At 63.3% G+C, this 15,528-nt stretch carries 15 protein-coding genes and 1 other RNA gene; 1 reads left to right on the plus strand and 15 read right to left on the minus strand.

The genetic code is table 11. The features are described from left to right. Position 1: 1 nt before the first annotated feature. The 9 genes from ftsW to mraZ are packed head-to-tail and all read right to left on the minus strand — an operon-like array spanning position 2 to position 10,224. Complete coding sequence (ftsW, locus tag X728_RS161030; protein ID WP_023668275.1) at positions 2-1,153, minus strand: putative lipid II flippase FtsW; 1,152 nt, start codon at positions 1,151-1,153, stop codon at positions 2-4. After that, positions 1,153-2,553 carry a UDP-N-acetylmuramoyl-L-alanine--D-glutamate ligase gene (gene murD / locus X728_RS161025; RefSeq protein ID WP_023733073.1) on the minus strand — a complete coding sequence of 467 codons (1,401 nt, stop codon included), beginning with the start codon at positions 2,551-2,553 and terminating at the stop codon, positions 1,153-1,155. The genes ftsW and murD overlap by 1 nt, the downstream gene beginning before the upstream one ends. 8 nt (positions 2,554-2,561) lie before the next feature. Further along, complete coding sequence (gene mraY / locus X728_RS161020) at positions 2,562-3,644, minus strand: phospho-N-acetylmuramoyl-pentapeptide-transferase (RefSeq protein WP_023668273.1); 1,083 nt, start codon at positions 3,642-3,644, stop codon at positions 2,562-2,564. Between the two features lie 18 nt (positions 3,645-3,662). Next, positions 3,663-5,096, minus strand: a complete 1,434-nt coding sequence (locus X728_RS161015; protein ID WP_023830770.1) for a UDP-N-acetylmuramoylalanyl-D-glutamyl-2,6-diaminopimelate--D-alanyl-D-alanine ligase — start codon at positions 5,094-5,096, stop codon at positions 3,663-3,665. Continuing rightward, positions 5,093-6,547 (minus strand): UDP-N-acetylmuramoyl-L-alanyl-D-glutamate--2,6-diaminopimelate ligase, encoded by a 1,455-nt coding sequence (locus X728_RS161010; protein WP_023830771.1) that lies wholly within the window; start codon positions 6,545-6,547, stop codon positions 5,093-5,095. Before X728_RS161010 ends, X728_RS161015 begins: the two co-directional genes overlap by 4 nt. A 54-nt stretch (positions 6,548-6,601) precedes the next feature. Next, complete coding sequence (locus X728_RS161005) at positions 6,602-8,326, minus strand: penicillin-binding protein 2 (RefSeq protein ID WP_031194866.1); 1,725 nt, start codon at positions 8,324-8,326, stop codon at positions 6,602-6,604. Between the two features lie 14 nt (positions 8,327-8,340). Further along, entirely contained in the window at positions 8,341-8,733 is a 393-nt protein-coding gene (locus X728_RS161000) for a hypothetical protein (RefSeq protein ID WP_023682142.1), read from the minus strand. Between the two features lie 4 nt (positions 8,734-8,737). After that, positions 8,738-9,754 (minus strand): 16S rRNA (cytosine(1402)-N(4))-methyltransferase RsmH, encoded by a 1,017-nt coding sequence (gene rsmH / locus X728_RS160995; protein ID WP_023714771.1) that lies wholly within the window; start codon positions 9,752-9,754, stop codon positions 8,738-8,740. Continuing rightward, a complete protein-coding gene (mraZ, locus tag X728_RS160990) occupies positions 9,751-10,224 on the minus strand; it encodes a division/cell wall cluster transcriptional repressor MraZ (protein ID WP_023682144.1) in 474 nt (157 codons plus the stop codon). The genes rsmH and mraZ overlap by 4 nt, the downstream gene beginning before the upstream one ends. A 402-nt stretch (positions 10,225-10,626) precedes the next feature. Here mraZ and X728_RS160985 point away from each other — a divergent pair, with 402 nt between their 5' ends. Beyond that, positions 10,627-11,742, plus strand: a complete 1,116-nt coding sequence (locus X728_RS160985) for a cystathionine gamma-lyase (protein ID WP_023830773.1) — start codon at positions 10,627-10,629, stop codon at positions 11,740-11,742. Positions 11,743-11,750: 8 nt separating this feature from the next. Here the strand turns inward: X728_RS160985 and X728_RS01000000166315 are convergent, their stop codons facing one another. The 6 genes from X728_RS01000000166315 to X728_RS160965 all read right to left on the minus strand — a co-directional run bounded on the left by X728_RS01000000166315 (position 11,751) and on the right by X728_RS160965 (position 15,325). Beyond that, complete coding sequence (locus X728_RS01000000166315) at positions 11,751-11,960, minus strand: type II toxin-antitoxin system RelE/ParE family toxin (protein ID WP_023804325.1); 210 nt, start codon at positions 11,958-11,960, stop codon at positions 11,751-11,753. A 79-nt stretch (positions 11,961-12,039) separates the two neighbouring features. Further along, positions 12,040-12,324 carry a type II toxin-antitoxin system ParD family antitoxin gene (locus X728_RS160980; RefSeq protein ID WP_023668264.1) on the minus strand — a complete coding sequence of 95 codons (285 nt, stop codon included), beginning with the start codon at positions 12,322-12,324 and terminating at the stop codon, positions 12,040-12,042. A gap of 180 nt (positions 12,325-12,504) precedes the next feature. Continuing rightward, positions 12,505-12,902, minus strand: an RNA gene (gene rnpB / locus X728_RS1000000167725) — RNase P RNA component class A. 50 nt (positions 12,903-12,952) lie between these two features. Then, positions 12,953-13,657: a transglycosylase SLT domain-containing protein gene (locus X728_RS160975; protein ID WP_023682146.1), complete on the minus strand. Its 705-nt coding sequence runs from the start codon at positions 13,655-13,657 to the stop codon at positions 12,953-12,955. Positions 13,658-13,841: 184 nt separating this feature from the next. Further along, the gene (locus X728_RS160970; protein WP_023682147.1) at positions 13,842-14,609 is read right to left on the minus strand and encodes an N-acetylmuramoyl-L-alanine amidase; all 768 of its coding nucleotides are present in this window, start codon (positions 14,607-14,609) and stop codon (positions 13,842-13,844) included. Next, positions 14,606-15,325 carry a DnaJ family molecular chaperone gene (locus X728_RS160965; protein ID WP_023668261.1) on the minus strand — a complete coding sequence of 240 codons (720 nt, stop codon included), beginning with the start codon at positions 15,323-15,325 and terminating at the stop codon, positions 14,606-14,608. Before X728_RS160965 ends, X728_RS160970 begins: the two co-directional genes overlap by 4 nt. Positions 15,326-15,528: the final 203 nt, after the last annotated feature.

Here is a 15,528-nt window from a genome sequence, read left to right on the forward strand (position 1 = left end):
ATCACTCCGCCGGCAGGGCGCGCTGCGACAGGGCAAAGCCCATCTGCTTGCGCTTTTCCGGGCGCTTGCGCGTCAGCGCCAGCACCATGCCCATCGAGATGGCAATGGCGATCTGCGAGGAGCCGCCATAGGAGATGAAAGGCAGCGTCATGCCCTTGGCCGGCATCAGTTGCAGGTTGACGCACATGTTGATGACCGACTGCAGGCCGAACACGGTGACGAGACCGCCGACGGCGTAGCGGGTGAAATCATCATGTTCCTTCAATGCCGTGCTCAAGCCGCGCAGCACGATGAAGGCGAAGATCGACATGATGAAGAAGCACATGATCAGCCCGAACTCTTCGCCGGCGACCGAAAACACGAAGTCGGCATGCGCGTCGGGAATGACCCGCTTGACCGTGCCCTCGCCCGGCCCGACGCCGAACCAGTGGCCGTTGATCAGCGCCTCGCGGCCCATGTCGACCTGGAACGTGTCGCCTTCGCCGGTCAGGAATTTGTCGATGCGGGCGGCGACGTGCGGGAACACCGTATAAGCGGCAAACAGGCCGCCGGCGCCGGTGGCGCCAAGCGCGATGATCCATAGCCAGGGCAGGCCGGCCATGAAGAACATGACGCCCCAAGTGCCGGTCACCAGCATGGTCTGGCCGAGATCGGGCTGCGCCACCAGAAGCGAGATGACCAGGATCAGTAGCAGCATGGCAAACAAATTGCCCGGAATGTCGGGCTGGCGCTTGTGTTCGGCGAACAGCCAGGCGCAGACGATGACGAAAGCGGGTTTCAGGAATTCCGACGGCTGGATCGACATGCCGACAAACGACACCCAGCGCCGCGCGCCTTTCACCTCGACGCCGATATAGAGCACGGCCACCATCAGCACCAGCATGATGCCCAGGATGATCAGCGCCATGCGCCGGATCTGCCGCGATTCCAGGAAGGACACTGCCAGCATCACGCCGAGCGCCGGCACGGTGAAGATGATCTGCCTGGTGGCAAAGTGGAAACTGTCGAGGCCGATGCGTTCGGCCACCGCCGGGCTTGCCGCAAAGGACAAGACGATGCCAAGCCCCATCAGCGACAGGAACGCCGCCAGGAACCAGCGATCGATCGTCCACCACCAGGTTGCAACCGGGCTTTTGTCGAGACGGCTTTGCATTATCGTGCCCCTCCGATGGGTTTCACGCCCTCGATAGCATTCGCAGCTTGCCTGAAGGCTTCGCCGCGAACTTCGAAATTCTTGAACTGGTCGAAACTGGCGCAGGCCGGCGACAGCAGCACCACCGCCTCGCCGCTGTCATCCTTGGCCGCGTCTTTCGCGGCATGGTCGACCGCGGCGGCCAGCGTGCCCGAGATTTCATAGGGCACGGCTTCGCCGAGCGTCGCCGAGAACGCGGGCGCCGCCTCGCCGATCAGATAGGCCTTGGCGATGCGTGGGAAAAAACCGCGCAGCGGCTCGATGCCGCCTTCCTTGGGCAGTCCGCCGGCGATCCAGTAAATGCGCGAAAAACTCGACAGCGCGGGTGCCGCCGCATCGGCATTGGTCGCCTTGGAATCGTTGACAAACAGCACGTGGTCCTTGCGTCCGACCTGCTCCATGCGATGCGCGAGGCCTGGAAAGCTCTCCAGTCCCGCCTGGATCTCGCCCAGGCTCAAGCCGACCCTGAGGCAGGCGGCAACAGCGGCAAGCGCGTTCTGCGCATTGTGCTGGCCGCGCAACGAACCGATGCCTTCGAGGAAGGCGACGCGGCTGTAGCGGCCATGGACGGCTTCCATCAGATCGGAACCGTCTGCGAAATAACCGTCGGTCAGCGGCAGCCGCTTGGAGATGCGGATCACCTCCCGGCCCGCCCTCTCCAGCCGGTCAGCGATCTGCGCGCACCAGGAATCGTCAACGCCGACGATCGCCGTCTCGCTGCCGGCAACCAGCCGCTCCTTGATCGAAGCGTAATGCTGCATAGTGCCGTGGCGGTCGAGATGGTCGGGCGTCAGGTTGAGCAGGATGCCGGCCGTCGGGTTGATCGAGGGCGCGAGATCGATCTGGTAGGACGAACACTCGACGACATAGTCCCGGTCAGCCTGCGGTGGATCGAGCGTCATGATGGCCCGGCCGATATTGCCGCCCATCTGCGTGTCGCGCCCTGCCGATTTGAGGATATGCGCGGTCAGCGCCGTGGTCGTCGACTTGCCGTTGGTGCCGGTGATAGCGATGAACGGCGCATCAGGCGCGCGCGCAATCCGCTCGCGGCAGAACAATTCGATATCGCCGATCACCTCGACGCCGGAGCCACGCGCCAACTCCACCGTCCAGTGCGGCTTGGGATGCGTCAGCGGCACGCCGGGCGAGAGCACGAAGGCCGAGAATTTCGACCAGTCGGCGCCGCGCAGATCGGCGGTCGCAATGCCTTGGTCAGCAGCCTTGGCGACGCTATCGGGATTGTCGTCCCAGGCGAGCACGTCGGCGCCGCCCTCGATCAGCGCGCGCGCCGTGGCGATCCCCGAGCCACCGAGCCCGAAGAGCGAAACGCGTTTGCCCGAAAAGGATGCGGCGGGGATCAAGCGGGTTCCTATCTCAGCTTGAGGGTCGACAGGCCGACCAGCGCCAGGATGACGGCGATGATCCAGAAGCGGATCACCACCTGGCTTTCGGTCCAGCCGAGCTTTTCGAAATGATGATGGATCGGCGCCATCAGGAACACGCGCTTGCCGGTCATCTTGAAGTAGCCGACCTGAATGATGACCGACAGGATTTCCACGACAAACAATCCGCCGACGATGACCAGCACGATCTCGTGCTTGGTGGCGACCGCGACCGTACCGATCAGGCCACCCATGGCCAGCGAACCGGTGTCGCCCATGAAGATCGCCGCCGGCGGGGCGTTGAACCAGAGGAAGCCGAGGCCGGCGCCGATGACGGCGCCAAGCACGACAGCCAGCTCGCCGGTGCCGGGCACGAAATGGATCTGCAGATATTCGGCGAACACCGCATTGCCGGAGAGGTAGGCGATGACGCCAAAGGATGCCGCCGCAATCATGATCGGCACGATCGCCAGCCCGTCGAGGCCATCGGTCAAATTCACCGCATTGCCGGCGCCGACAATGACGAAGCAGGAGAACGGCACGAAGAACCAGCCGAGATTGATGATGAATTCCTTGGCGAAGGGGAAGGTCAGCGACGACGAGAACGGCGCCTGGCCATTATGCATGATCGCCCAGGCGGCGATGCCGGCGATGACGAATTCCAGCGCCAGCCGCGCCTTGCCGGAAAAGCCGAGATGCGACTGCTTGGTTACCTTGAGATAGTCGTCGTAAAAGCCGATCGAGCCGAAGCCCAGCGTCACCAAGAGCACCACCCAGACATAGATGCTGGACAGGTTCGCCCATAGAAGCGACGAGCCGACGATGCCGCACAGGATCATCAGCCCGCCCATGGTGGGCGTGCCGGCCTTCTTGAAATGCGTCTGCGGGCCATCGGCGCGGATCGGCTGGCCCTTGCCTTGCCGCAGCCTCAGCGAATTGATGATGGTCGGCCCGAAGATGAAGACGATCAGCGCCGAGGTGATCAGCGCACCGCCGGTGCGGAAAGTTATGTAGCGGAAGACATTGAAGACCGAGACCTTGTCCGCAAAATCGACGAGCAATGTAAACATACGATTCCGTTCCCCGGACTAGTTCTGTTTCGTGCCTGCGGCTTCCGCCGGATATTTGCCGAGCAAGGCCTCGACCAGCTTTGAAAAGCCGATGCCTTTCGACGATTTGATCATCACCACGTCGCCGGCCTTCAGCGTCGACAACAGCAGCGGCTTCAATTCCTCGGCGCCGGCGCGGTATTCCGTTTTGATCTCGTCGGGCAGGATGTCTGCCAGCGCCCGCATTTCCGGGCCGCCGAGAAAGACCGTGTGCGTGCCGGTCCCGACGATCAGTTCGGCCAGGCCTGCATGGAGCTTGGCCGAATGGTCGCCGAGCTCGAGCATGTCGCCGAGCACGGCGATGCGCCGGCCCTCGCCCGTGACAGGCGTCGCGTTGAGCAGCGCCATGGCAGCAGCCATCGAGGCCGGATTGGCGTTGTAGCTCTCGTCGATCAGTGTGATCGGTCCCTTGGGGTGGCGAAGCATATGGCGCTTCCCACGGCCACGCTCGGCCGACAGATCGGCCAGCCCCAAGGCCACCTTGCCGATGTCGGCTTCAACCAAATGCGCGGCGCCGAGCACCGCCAGGACGTTCTGTACCATGTGGCGGCCGGGCGCGCCGATGCGCGCCGTCACATCCTGCCCGCCGATCCTGGCGGTGATGTCGGAATGATCGGCATGCAGCTCGCATTTGGTCAGCTTGTAGGTCGACCGTGCATTCTCGCCGAAGCCAAAGACATGTTCGACGCCGGCGGCTCGCGCCATCTTGTCGAGCAGCTTCCATCGCGCATCGTCGCGGTTGAGCAAGGCCGCACCGCCGGGCTCGATGCCTTCAAAAATCTCGGCCTTGGCCTTGGCGATCTCGTCGAGATTTCTAAAGAAGCCGAGATGCGCCGCGGCGATCATCGTGACGATGGCCACATGTGGCCGGACCATCTTGACCAGCGGCCGGATCTCGCCGGGATGGTTCATGCCGATCTCGAACACCGCATAGTCGCAATCATCCGGCATGCGCGCCAGCGTCAGCGGAACGCCCCAATGATTGTTGAAGGACTGCGCCGAGGCATGCACAGTGCCGACGGCCGACAGCACATGACGCAGCGCCTCCTTGGTGGTGGTCTTGCCGGCCGATCCGGTCACCGCGATGATTTTTGCGTTGGAACGGGCGCGGGCGGCAACACCGAGTTTCTCCAGTGCTGCCAGCACATCCTGCACGACGATCATCGGCGCCGTCAGCCGCCCGAGCGACGGCAACTTGCCTTCGGCAACGACCAGCACGCCGGCGCCGGCCTTGATCGCCGCGGTCGCGAAGTCATGGCCGTCCATCGCCTCGCCCTTGATGGCGAAGAAGGCGTCGCCCGGCTGCAGGCTGCGGCTGTCGATCGAGATCCCCGAAATTCCCTCCGGCATCGGCCCGAGCGGCCGACCGCCCATGGCGTCGACCAGCGCCTCGGAAGTCCAGAGCACGCTCATGCGGCCCGCTCCCGCAGCGCCGACCGGACTTCTTCCTGGTCGGAGAACGGAAAAGTCTCGGCGCCGATGGTCTGGCCCTCTTCATGGCCCTTGCCGGCAACGATCAGCGTATCGCCCGCTTTCAGCATGGCGACCGCTTCGTGGATCGCCTTGCGGCGGTCGCCGATTTCAATGGCGCCGGGCGCGGCCGCCAGGATCGCGGCACGGATCGTTTCCGGCACTTCCGAGCGCGGATTGTCGTCGGTGACGATGACGACATCGGCGAGCCGCGTGGCGATCTCGCCCATGATCGGCCGCTTGCCCCGGTCGCGGTCGCCGCCGCAGCCGAACACGACGATGACGCGGCCGGTGGTGAACGGGCGCACCGCGGCCAGCACATTTTCCAGCGCATCCGGCTTGTGGGCATAGTCGACATAGACGGGCGCGCCATTGGCGGTGGCGCCGACAAGGTCGAGCCGTCCCGGTGCCCCCTGAAGTTTCTCCAACGCCATCAAAGCTTTGGCGACCGGCGTTCCGGTGGAAATGGCCAGCCCGGCCGAAACCAGGGCATTGGCGATCTGGAAGTCGCCGGCGAGCGGCAGGTCGATCTCGTAGAGCACGCCGTCAGCTTCGACCTCGGCGCGCTGGCGGTGGCGCTCGTGCTCGACCCGCTTCAGGCGCAGGAAATCGCCATGGCGGCCGACGGTCAGCACATTGAGCCCCGCGGCCTGCGCAGCCTGGATGGTCGGCGCCGACCACGGATCGTCGGCAAAGATGACCGCCGGCGCGCCTTTCGGCAGCAGCGTGTCGAACAGGCGCAATTTGGCGCGATGGTAGTCCTCGACCGTCGGATGATAGTCCATATGGTCGCGGCCGAGATTGGTGAAACCGCCAGCGGCGAGCTTGACGCCATCGAGACGGCGCTGGTCGAGACCATGGCTGGAAGCCTCCATCGAGGCGTGTGTGACGCCGGCCTCCGCCAATTCCTTGAGCAACTGGTGCAAAGCCACTGGATCGGGTGTGGTCAACGAACCGTAATCGTTGCGGCCCGGCGCCACCACGCCGGTGGTGCCGATGGACGCGGCGGCAAAGCCGGCCTGCTCCCAGATCTGCCTGGTGAAGGCGGCGACCGAGGTCTTGCCTGCGGTGCCGGTAACCGCGACCATGGTCTCCGGCTGGCTGCCGAAGAAACGTGCCGCGCTCAGCGCCAGCGCCAGGCGTGGGTCGTCGACGCTGAGCACCGGGACGGACAGGCCGGAAACGGCGCTGGCCTTGCCCACGACAACCGCCGCTGCGCCGCGCTTTGCCGCATCGGCGGCATAGGCCGAACCATCCGCCTTGCTGCCGGCGAGCGCGAAAAAGACCACGCCGGTCTTGACCGTGCGGGAATCCGACGAAATCCCGGTTACCTCCACATCGCGGGAAGATGTTCCCTCGACAGGCAGGATACCGGCTAAATCTCTCAGGTGCATCGAACCCCGTTTATCTCAACAAAATGGCGCGCAGTTGCCGGCGCGCCCTAAGAATCACTGATAGGAAACCAGCGTTGCGCCATTTTCATGGCTGAAATCTGGCTTCACGCCAAGCATGGCGGCTGCCCGCCTGATGATGTTTCCGGCCATGACACCCGCATTGTTGGCGGCGACGTCGGTCATCCCGGGCTTTTCCGGGTGCGGAGCGTCAGCGATCGTAAACACCAGATATTGCGGATCGTCCATCGGGAAGGCAGCGACGAAGGTGTTGAAATTCAGTTCCTTCGAGTAGCGGCCATTGATCACCTTCTCGGCGGTTCCGGTCTTGCCGCCAACGCGGTAGCCGGGGGCCCTGGCGTTTCTGGCCGAGCCCTTCTCGGCATTGAGCGTATAGAGGTAGCGCATGCCCTCCACAGTCCTTTCGCTGACCACTCTCTTGGCCACCGCCATGGCATCCTGCTCGCTGCGGACCAGGAAAGTCGGCGGGATCAGGTAGCCCTGCATCAGCGCCGCGCAGCCGACGGCCGCCTGCAGCGGCGTCGTCGACACGCCATGGCCGAAGGCGATGGTGAAGGAGTTGACCTGCTTCCAGACCTTCGGTTCGGTCGGGCGGGCGACTTCAGGCAGTTCGGTCTGCATCCTGTCCAGAAGGCCAAGGCGATGCAGGAATTCGCGGTGCCCCTCGATGCCGACCATTTCGGCCTCACGGGCCGATCCGATATTGGAGGAGTAAAGGAACACCTCCGGCAATGACAGCACGCGGTTCTTGCCGTGGAAATCGTGGATGGCCTGATGGCCGACCCGGATTGGGTGCGAGGCGTCGAAACGGCTGTTCATGTTCGCTTTGCCGGAATCGAGCGCCATGGCCGAGGTGAAGCTCTTGAAGGTCGATCCCATCTCGTAGAGGCCGGCCGACATGCGGTTCAGCCGATCCTTGTCCTGCGCATTGAAGGGATTGTTCGGATCGAAATCCGGCACCGAGGCCATCGCCACCACTTCGCCGGTCTTGATGTTGAGCACGACGGCGCCGGCGCCCATGGCGCGATAGCGCTCGAGGCCGGCGGCAATCTCGTCGCGCACCACATGCTGGACGCGCAGGTCGATCGACAGCTGAACCGGCTTCAGATCCTTGGCGATCGCAAGGCCTGAGGCCTGCAGGTCGCTCAGGCCCTGCTCGTCAATGTATTTCTCCATGCCGGAGATGCCCTGATTGTCGATGTTGGTGAGGCCGACAATGTAGGACGAGGTCACGCCGGCCGGATAGAAGCGGCGCTTTTCGGTGCGAAAGCCAATTCCGGGAATGCCGAGCTGCATGATGTCGGCCTGCTGCTTGGGCGTCAGCTGCCGCTGCAGCCAGACGAAGCCGGCGCCGCTCTTCAGCTTGTGATAGGTCTGCTCGGGGTCGATATCTGGCAGAATGGTCGACAGCTTTTCGATCGCCTCGTCGGCATCGACGATGCGGCGCGGCTCGGCAAACAGCGATGCCGTCTTGATGTCGGTCGCCAGCACCTCGCCGTTGCGGTCGACGATGTCGGGACGCGACGCCGTCACCCGGCTTTGCGGCCCATTCGACATGTCGGGGGACTGAAAACCGAGATAGACCAGCCGCCCGGCGATGGTCGAATAGATGCCGAAGAACACCGCCATGGTCATCACGATGCGGGTCTTGGCCTTGCCGCCGGTCGCCTTGCGCGCGCCTTCGACGACGATGGAGCCGTCCTCGCCGGTCCGTGCGCGGCGCTTCAGCAATTTGCCGACCGACGGAAATTTGGCGCGCATTGGAAATCCAGCGATCATTGGACGATGGCTCCGGTGACCACGGGATCCTTGTCGGCTGGTCCTTTGCCGGAATTGTCGGCCATGCCGCCAAGCCGCTGCGACGACAGGTCCTCGATGTTGAGCGGTTTTGCCGGCAGGTCGTCGAGCCCGACGATCTGCCGCGCATTGACCGGCTCGAGTGCGAGCTGCGATTTGTAGATTTCAGCCAGCTTCTGCAGGCGCGACGGCTGGGTCAGCAGGCTCCAGTCGGCCTTGAGCAGGTCGATCGTGTCCTCCTCATAGCGGATCTGCGCCTCGATCTTCTGCACCGAAGCCAGCTGTTCCTCGGCCTCGCGCTTGGCCTTGTAGGTCAGGGCCGCGGCCGAGACCATGACGGCGATCAGGACTATGTCGCTGGTTCGAAACACGTATTCACCTCTCTCGCGGCGCCTGGATGCCGGGAAGCTTTGGAAGGCCGAAAATGGTGAGATCACCGGCGCGCGCCGGCGCCTCGGTGCGGATGGCGGTACGCAGCCTGGCCGAGCGCGCCCGCGGATTGGCAGCGACCTCGGCATCGCCTGCCGTCACGCCGCCACCAGCCTTGCGGAAGGTCGCAGTGCGCGCGTGCGCCTCGGGCAAATGACGTGAGCCGGTGGCGACGTCGGCGCGGTCGGCGATGAAGCGCTTGACGATGCGGTCTTCCAGCGAATGGAACGTCACCACCGCAAGCCGCCCGCCGGGCTTCAATACCCGCTCGGACGCCATTAGGGCTTTGGCCAATTCGCCCAGCTCGTCATTGACGAAAATGCGCAGCGCCTGGAAGACGCGGGTGGCCGGATGAATCTTGTCCTTCGGCGCGCGGCCGATATGCGTTTCGATGGCGTCGGCGAGATCGAGCGTGCGCTCGAACGGACGTTTTTCGCGGCGTGACTCGATCATGCGGGCAATGCGCCCGGCATTCCGCTCTTCGCCAAGGAAGCCGAAGATGCGGGCAAGGTCGCCTATCTTGAACGAATTGACGACGTCGGCAGCACTCAAGCCCGCCTGCGCCATGCGCATGTCGAGCGGCCCGTCGGTGCGGAACGAGAAGCCGCGCTCGGGCTGGTCGACCTGCATGGAGGAAATGCCGATGTCGAGGACAACGCCGTCGGCGCTTTCGACCTGCTCGTCCAGCGTCGAAAATGGCGCCTGCACCAGCCTTAGCCTGCCGCCGGATTGCTGTTCCAGGCCGCGCCCGGCGGCAATCGCATCGGGATCGCGATCGATCGCCACCACCGAGGCGCCGCTCGCCAGGATCGCCTTGGTGTAGCCGCCGGCGCCAAACGTGCCGTCGACGATCACATCGCCGGCTTTGGGTGAGAGCGCCTCCAGCACTTCGGCGAGGAGGACCGGAATGTGGCGGACCGGTCCGCCAACGGCGCTGAGATCATCGCCGTGATCCGCCATCATTCCGGCCGCTCCCCAGCCTTGGCCTCGTGAGCCTTCGTCCCCTGCCGAAGCTGCAAAAGCCGAGCGCGCGCCTGCGCCCCATAGGCGGCCAGCCGTCCAGGCTCCCAAACTTGAAAGAAATTGCCTCGGCCGACAAAGGCCACTTCGCTCGTGATGCCCGTATGCTCGCGGATGAAATCGCTCATCGTGATGCGGCCATCCTGATCGAGCTTCAGGAACGTCCCGTCGCCATGGCAGAAGAACGACATATCGTCCGCCGTCTGCAAAAAAGGGTCTTCCAGCGCGATGCGCTGCTCGTAGCGGTCGAGCAGATCGAGCCCGCCGACATCCATCGCAGGCACGTCCAGGCCGCGCAGCGCATAGAGTTCCGAATAGCCGCGCTTCTGCACGACAGCGCGGAAATGCGCCGGAACGGAGACCCGCCCCTTCGCATCGATCCTGTTCACCGCGCTTGACAGAAACCGGTCCATGACACGCTGCAGCCGCTTCCGCCGCCGCACCCCTCTCCATGTTTTCGTCCGCGCCGAAGCGCGTCCCCTGCCGAAAATCCGCTTCGATCCCAGCGGCAAAAACCCGCAAACGCACAGCCGCCGCGGCTGCCCGATTGGCGTACGCTTTACCCTGACGCGGAACGAAGGCTTTGGTGTCGAAATGGGATATCATGGGGCACTATGGGCGTCAACGGGAACAGGCTTCACAAACGCGCGCGCCACAACCGGTGAGAGCAGCTCTGACAACACTCCCGTCTTTATCTCCCATTAAGCCTAACGAACCGTTTAGAGCGGGCTGGCCCAAGCGGAAGCGGCTTGCCGCGCATCACTGCCGCGAATAGCGTCGTCAGTCTTTTCGCTGAGCAACAAGGTCAGAAATCCATGTCCGAAACAGCCAGGTCCCGCGCGGCCTCCCTTGCCCATCTGCGTCGCGACGGACTTGCCAAAGGCGACCCCATCCCATTGCCGCTGACCATGGCCGCTATTTTCCACAACCCGGGCGACGGCGCCGGCTACAGTCAGTACGGCCGTTACAGCAACGTCACCTGGGATGCAGTCGAGCACATGCTGGCGCATCTCGAAGACGCGCCATGCGTCGGCTTCCCCTCAGGAATGGCGGCAATCTCGGCGGTGTTTTTCGGCCTGTTGAAATCCGGCGACCGCGTGCTTTTGCCTTCGGACGGCTACCATGCCACGCGCGCGCTGGCCGAACGTTTCCTCAAGCCCTTCGGCGTCGCCTATGATCTGCGGCCGACAGCTACATTCCTCGACGGCGGCTTCGACGGCTACCGCCTTGTCTACGTTGAAACCCCGTCAAATCCGCGATTGGACATTTGCGACATCACAGCGGTCGCCGAGGCCGCGCACCAAGCGGGCGCGATCGTCGTCGTCGACAACACCACGATGACGCCGTTCGGCCAGCGCCCGCTCGATCTCGGCGCCGACATCGTCGTTGCTGCCGACACCAAGGCGGCCAACGGGCATTCCGACGTGCTGTTCGGCCATGTCGCCAGCCGCAATCCAGACATCATCGCGGACGTCACCGGCTGGCGCGAGACCGCGGGCGGCATTCCCGGCCCGTTCGAGGCTTGGCTGGTGCATCGCGGCCTGGAGACGCTGGAGGTACGCTTCGACCGCATGTGTTCTTCTGCCGAGGTGATCGCGAAGCGCCTGAAAAACCATCGCGCCGTTAGCGGCTTGCGCTACCCCGGGCTGGAGGGCGACCCGTCGCACAACCTCGCCCGGGCGCAGATGGAGCGCTTCGGCTTCCTCGTGTCCTTCGAACTCGCTTCCCAGGAGAAGGCCGAGGATTTCATCAACAACTGCACGCTGATGCAGGCGGCAACGTCGTTCGGGGGTGTCCACACCTCCGCCGAGCGGCGGGCCAAGCGAGGAGATTCGGTTCCGCCCGGCTTCGTGCGCCTGTCGGTGGGCTGCGAGCCGGTGGAAGAACTCTGGCAGGCGGTCGAGGCATCGCTGGACAAGATCGGCATCTGAGCTGGCGGTTAGGTCACCAAGTCGTCGGCGCCAATATCGCGCCTGCCGTGCAAAACGCGGACGATCTCGATCGCGTCTTCGCCCATGCGATACAGAGTGACATATTCGCCGACGATCAGATGACGAATGCCGGGCGCGATATCATCGCGCGGCGCACCTGAGAACGGGTGCAAGGTGAGCAGTGTCCAGCGCCTCTCCAAAGCGTCCACAAGGCGCATGGCTCCCTTTGGCTATGTTCCGCAATGTAGTCACCGATGCCTTCGACATCTGATATCGCCTGAGGAAGCAGCCGATATTTCACTCTTCCGAGCCTGCAGCTTCCGACATCCTGTGATATTTGGCTCGCAGCCGGTCCATGAAGGGCTGGCCGTCCACCGCCGGTCCGCTGTCGATCCCCTCCTGAACCAGCCTGCGCAATTCCTCGACCGTGTAGCCGAGAAGATCGCGGCGGTCTTTCCATTGCCGCAGCGCATCACGGATGACTTCGCTGGCCGAGGCATATTCGCCGGCGGCCACGACATCGTCGACCGCCGCCGCCAGTTCCGGCGAAAGCGTGATGCTGCGTTTGTCGACGTGACCCATGATGCGCTCCTGATCAAACCATGACAATCATGGTACGATTAAATCGTACCAGCTTCAAGGATGCGTTTGTCTCGACCCCAGCATGCGTACTTGATTCAATCGCTCAAGCACCTGAATCGCCAGCTGCGCCCGAAGGCGCAGACTGCTGATCCAAAGGATTAATCGCGATATGGGGGAGAAATTGCCAGCTGGCCTGTAAGCCGGGTTTTGTATGGCCCTCGCCCCTTTCGGGGCGAGAACGTGGCGGCCATTCATCTTGGGCGCATGTTGCCATGCGCCTCACGCAACCTACCCGGACGGTGAGCCGGAAACAGCCCTCGAAGGTTTCCCCTCGCACCGTCCCTATTCGGTTTTGCTCCCGGTGGGGTTTACCGTGCCGCTCCTGTTGCCAGTCGCGCGGTGGGCTCTTACCCCACCCTTTCACCCTTGCCCCGATAAATCGTGGCGGTTTGCTTTCTGTGGCACTTTCCCTGGGGTCGCCCCCGCCGGCCATTAACCGGCACCGTGTTTCCATGGAGCCCGGACTTTCCTCACCCGCAGCCTTTCGGCTTTGCGGGTGCGGCCGCCCGGCCAGCTGGCAGAGCGTATAAAGGGGTTCACGTTCCAAAACGCAAATGAAAAAGCAGACTTATGCCGGCGATCCCAATGCCGCCAACTGCACCTTGACCTTGCCGCAATAGGCCGCCGACACCGGGTTCATCCTCGTCGCGGCATGGCCGGCATTGTATTTCAGGATCGTGCCGCAGGTGGTGCCGCCGCCGAGATTGCGCGCCATGGCAAGGTACTTCATGCCGTATTTGATGTTGGTGTCGGGATCGAACAGACCCTTGGCGGAGCCGCTATAACCCATCATCCGCGCCGTTGCCGGCTTGATCTGCATCAGGCCGATTTCACCCGCGCCGCCGACGATGTTCGGCCGGTAGTTGCTCTCGATCTTGATGACCGCCTGGGCCAGCGACACCGGCACGCCTTCGGCCGCAGCATAGCGGGCAATGATTGCCGAATACTGGCCGCCAAGCGCGGCTGCCGCAGTCGACTCCGCAGCGGTGCTTGGGCGGATCGATGCGGTCGTCGTCAGGTCGACGCTCTTCCTGTTGCGCTTAAAATGCCTCTTGGCCGTGGCTTTTCTGGCCTTCACCACGGCTGCTTTGCGCACTTTCGCGGTGGTTGCCCTTTTTGCTTTCGGGTTTGCCTTCGTCATGGTGGCCTTGGCGGGTGCGGCGATGAAGCCCTGGTCTGCCCTCTGGCTCAGTGGTGCGGCATCGGCCGTGCTGAAGGCAAAAGTCATTACTCCGGCAGCAATAGCTGCCGTTACAACGGTCAATTTCTGCATGTGGTCCTGTTCTGTTTGGCCGCGCGAAGATCTTCACGCAGCAACGCCTAATCAATATCGGAGCATCCGGGGGGCTGGAGGTCCGATAACTTGCACGAACTGCCTTTGAGGGCGGAATTTGTGTCGAACAAGGCGAGGCAATTCACTTTCAGTGACAGGCTGTAACTTGAATATCAGGAAAAGATTATTTAGACGCAACTGACCTAAGGGAAGTCAGCAGGCTTTGCAGCGTGCTAGACGTAGAGCCGTCGGCGACGCCATCCACCAGGCGTGGTCGGAAATGCCGCTGAAAAGCTTCGACGACGATTTCGGTCTGGCGGTCGAAGACACCTGATATCTCGACGCCATAGCCATAGAGCGCCAGCATAGACTGCAGTGCCTCGATCTGGGCGCCGGTATCGCCGGCTTTCAGCACCGCGCCGCGCCGGACCGGCGCCGCAGGCACGAGATGGCCGACCCCGGCCGCAAACAGCGCATTCCAGGGGAATTTCTCGCCCGGGTCGATCTTGCGCCCCGGCGCGATGTCGGAATGGGCAAGCACCCTTTGCGCCGTAATGGAATGGCGTTCGATGATACCAAGGCAAAGCCCGATCACCGCTTCCACCTGCCGCTTGGGAAAGGCCGAATAGCCGAGCGAATGGCCGGGATTGACGATTTCGATGCCGACCGAACAGGAGTTGATGTCGCGACGACCGAACCAGGAACTTGCACCGGCATGCCAGGCGCGGTCGCTTTCGCGCACCATCTGGATGATGCGGCCATCCTCATGGACGAGGTAGTGCGACGAGACTTCGCTTGCGGGGTTGCACAACCAGGCTTCCGCGGCAGCACCAGTCGCCATGCCGGTATAGTGCAGCACGATCATGTCGGGCCTGAGCGTTTCGCGCCGCGGGCCGAAATTCGGCGATACCCTGACCTCCGCGCTTGGCTCGTCGGGCGAGAAGCCGGTCATGCGTGCCTGAGGCCCCGCTCGATCATTTCATAGGCCGCGTTGATCGCCGCGACCCTGGTCGTTGCAATCTTGATGAATTCCTGCGGCAGGCCGCGCGCGATCAGCCGGTCCGGATGATTGTCGGAGACCAGCTTGCGGTATCGCTTCCTGACCTCCTCGAACGGCTTGCCGCGCTCAATGCCGAGCACGATATAGGGATCGCCGGCGCCGAGATTGACGTGCCTGGCCATGATGGCCTCGTAGTGCACCTCGTCGATGCGGAAAATCTCGGCAATACGGTGCAGGAAAATCCCTTCGCGCTCATGCACCAGCCCATCCGCCTTGGCGATATGGAACAGACCGTCGAGTATGTCTTCCAGCATGACGCAGTTCGAATGGCCCGAGCCGCACATCTGCGCCATACTCTCGGCATAGGTCTCGAACCCGGCGACGTCGCGCTTGGCCAGATCGTAAAGCCGCGCCACATTGCGGGTCTGTTCTCGCGGCACCTCGAATATTTCCTGGAACGCGCGAACCTCGTCCTGGGTGACGATGCCATCGGCCTTGGCCATCTTGGCTGACAGCGCAATCATCGCCACAGAGAAGGCAACACGCCGGCGCAGATCAGCGTCACCGGAGAAAACCGTGCGCACGGCCTCAACCACATCGGCTACGCCGGACGTGGCTGAAGATGAAACGCGGGTGATGAAGTCGCCGAGGCGATCCCAAATCGACATGAGCGCTTATTAGGGCCGCCGGCCATTGCTATCAAGCCAAGACAGCGCCGCAGAGTGGACCGAATTTACGCAAGCAACCGACGCGCCAGATCCCAAACCGTAGGAAAGAGCCGGTTCAAGGCCCTTGAGCCCCGAATCGACCTAAACGCAGGAAGGCCGGCGCGAAGCCGGCCTCCTCTCTCGTACGTCAAAGTGACCGAGAC

This window comes from Mesorhizobium sp. L103C119B0 (assembly GCF_000502235.1).
GTDB lineage: Bacteria > Pseudomonadota > Alphaproteobacteria > Rhizobiales > Rhizobiaceae > Mesorhizobium.

Excerpts from the sequence above, each read along its gene's own strand:
- X728_RS161005 (WP_031194866.1), bottom strand. The coding sequence starts at position 8,326 with ATGCGCGCCAAATTTCCGTCGGTCGGCAAATTGCTGAAGCGCCGCGCA.
- X728_RS160965 (WP_023668261.1), bottom strand. The coding sequence starts at position 15,325 with ATGTCGATTTGGGATCGCCTCGGCGACTTCATCACCCGCGTTTCATCT.
- mraY (WP_023668273.1), bottom strand. The coding sequence starts at position 3,644 with ATGTTTACATTGCTCGTCGATTTTGCGGACAAGGTCTCGGTCTTCAAT.
- ftsW (WP_023668275.1), bottom strand. The coding sequence starts at position 1,153 with ATGCAAAGCCGTCTCGACAAAAGCCCGGTTGCAACCTGGTGGTGGACG.
- X728_RS160970 (WP_023682147.1), bottom strand. The coding sequence starts at position 14,609 with ATGACCGGCTTCTCGCCCGACGAGCCAAGCGCGGAGGTCAGGGTATCG.
- X728_RS160975 (WP_023682146.1), bottom strand. The coding sequence starts at position 13,657 with ATGCAGAAATTGACCGTTGTAACGGCAGCTATTGCTGCCGGAGTAATG.
- X728_RS160985 (WP_023830773.1), top strand. The coding sequence starts at position 10,627 with ATGTCCGAAACAGCCAGGTCCCGCGCGGCCTCCCTTGCCCATCTGCGT.
- X728_RS161010 (WP_023830771.1), bottom strand. The coding sequence starts at position 6,547 with ATGCACCTGAGAGATTTAGCCGGTATCCTGCCTGTCGAGGGAACATCT.
- X728_RS160980 (WP_023668264.1), bottom strand. The coding sequence starts at position 12,324 with ATGGGTCACGTCGACAAACGCAGCATCACGCTTTCGCCGGAACTGGCG.
- X728_RS161015 (WP_023830770.1), bottom strand. The coding sequence starts at position 5,096 with ATGAGCGTGCTCTGGACTTCCGAGGCGCTGGTCGACGCCATGGGCGGT.
- mraZ (WP_023682144.1), bottom strand. The coding sequence starts at position 10,224 with ATGGACCGGTTTCTGTCAAGCGCGGTGAACAGGATCGATGCGAAGGGG.
- rsmH (WP_023714771.1), bottom strand. The coding sequence starts at position 9,754 with ATGATGGCGGATCACGGCGATGATCTCAGCGCCGTTGGCGGACCGGTC.
- X728_RS01000000166315 (WP_023804325.1), bottom strand. The coding sequence starts at position 11,960 with ATGCGCCTTGTGGACGCTTTGGAGAGGCGCTGGACACTGCTCACCTTG.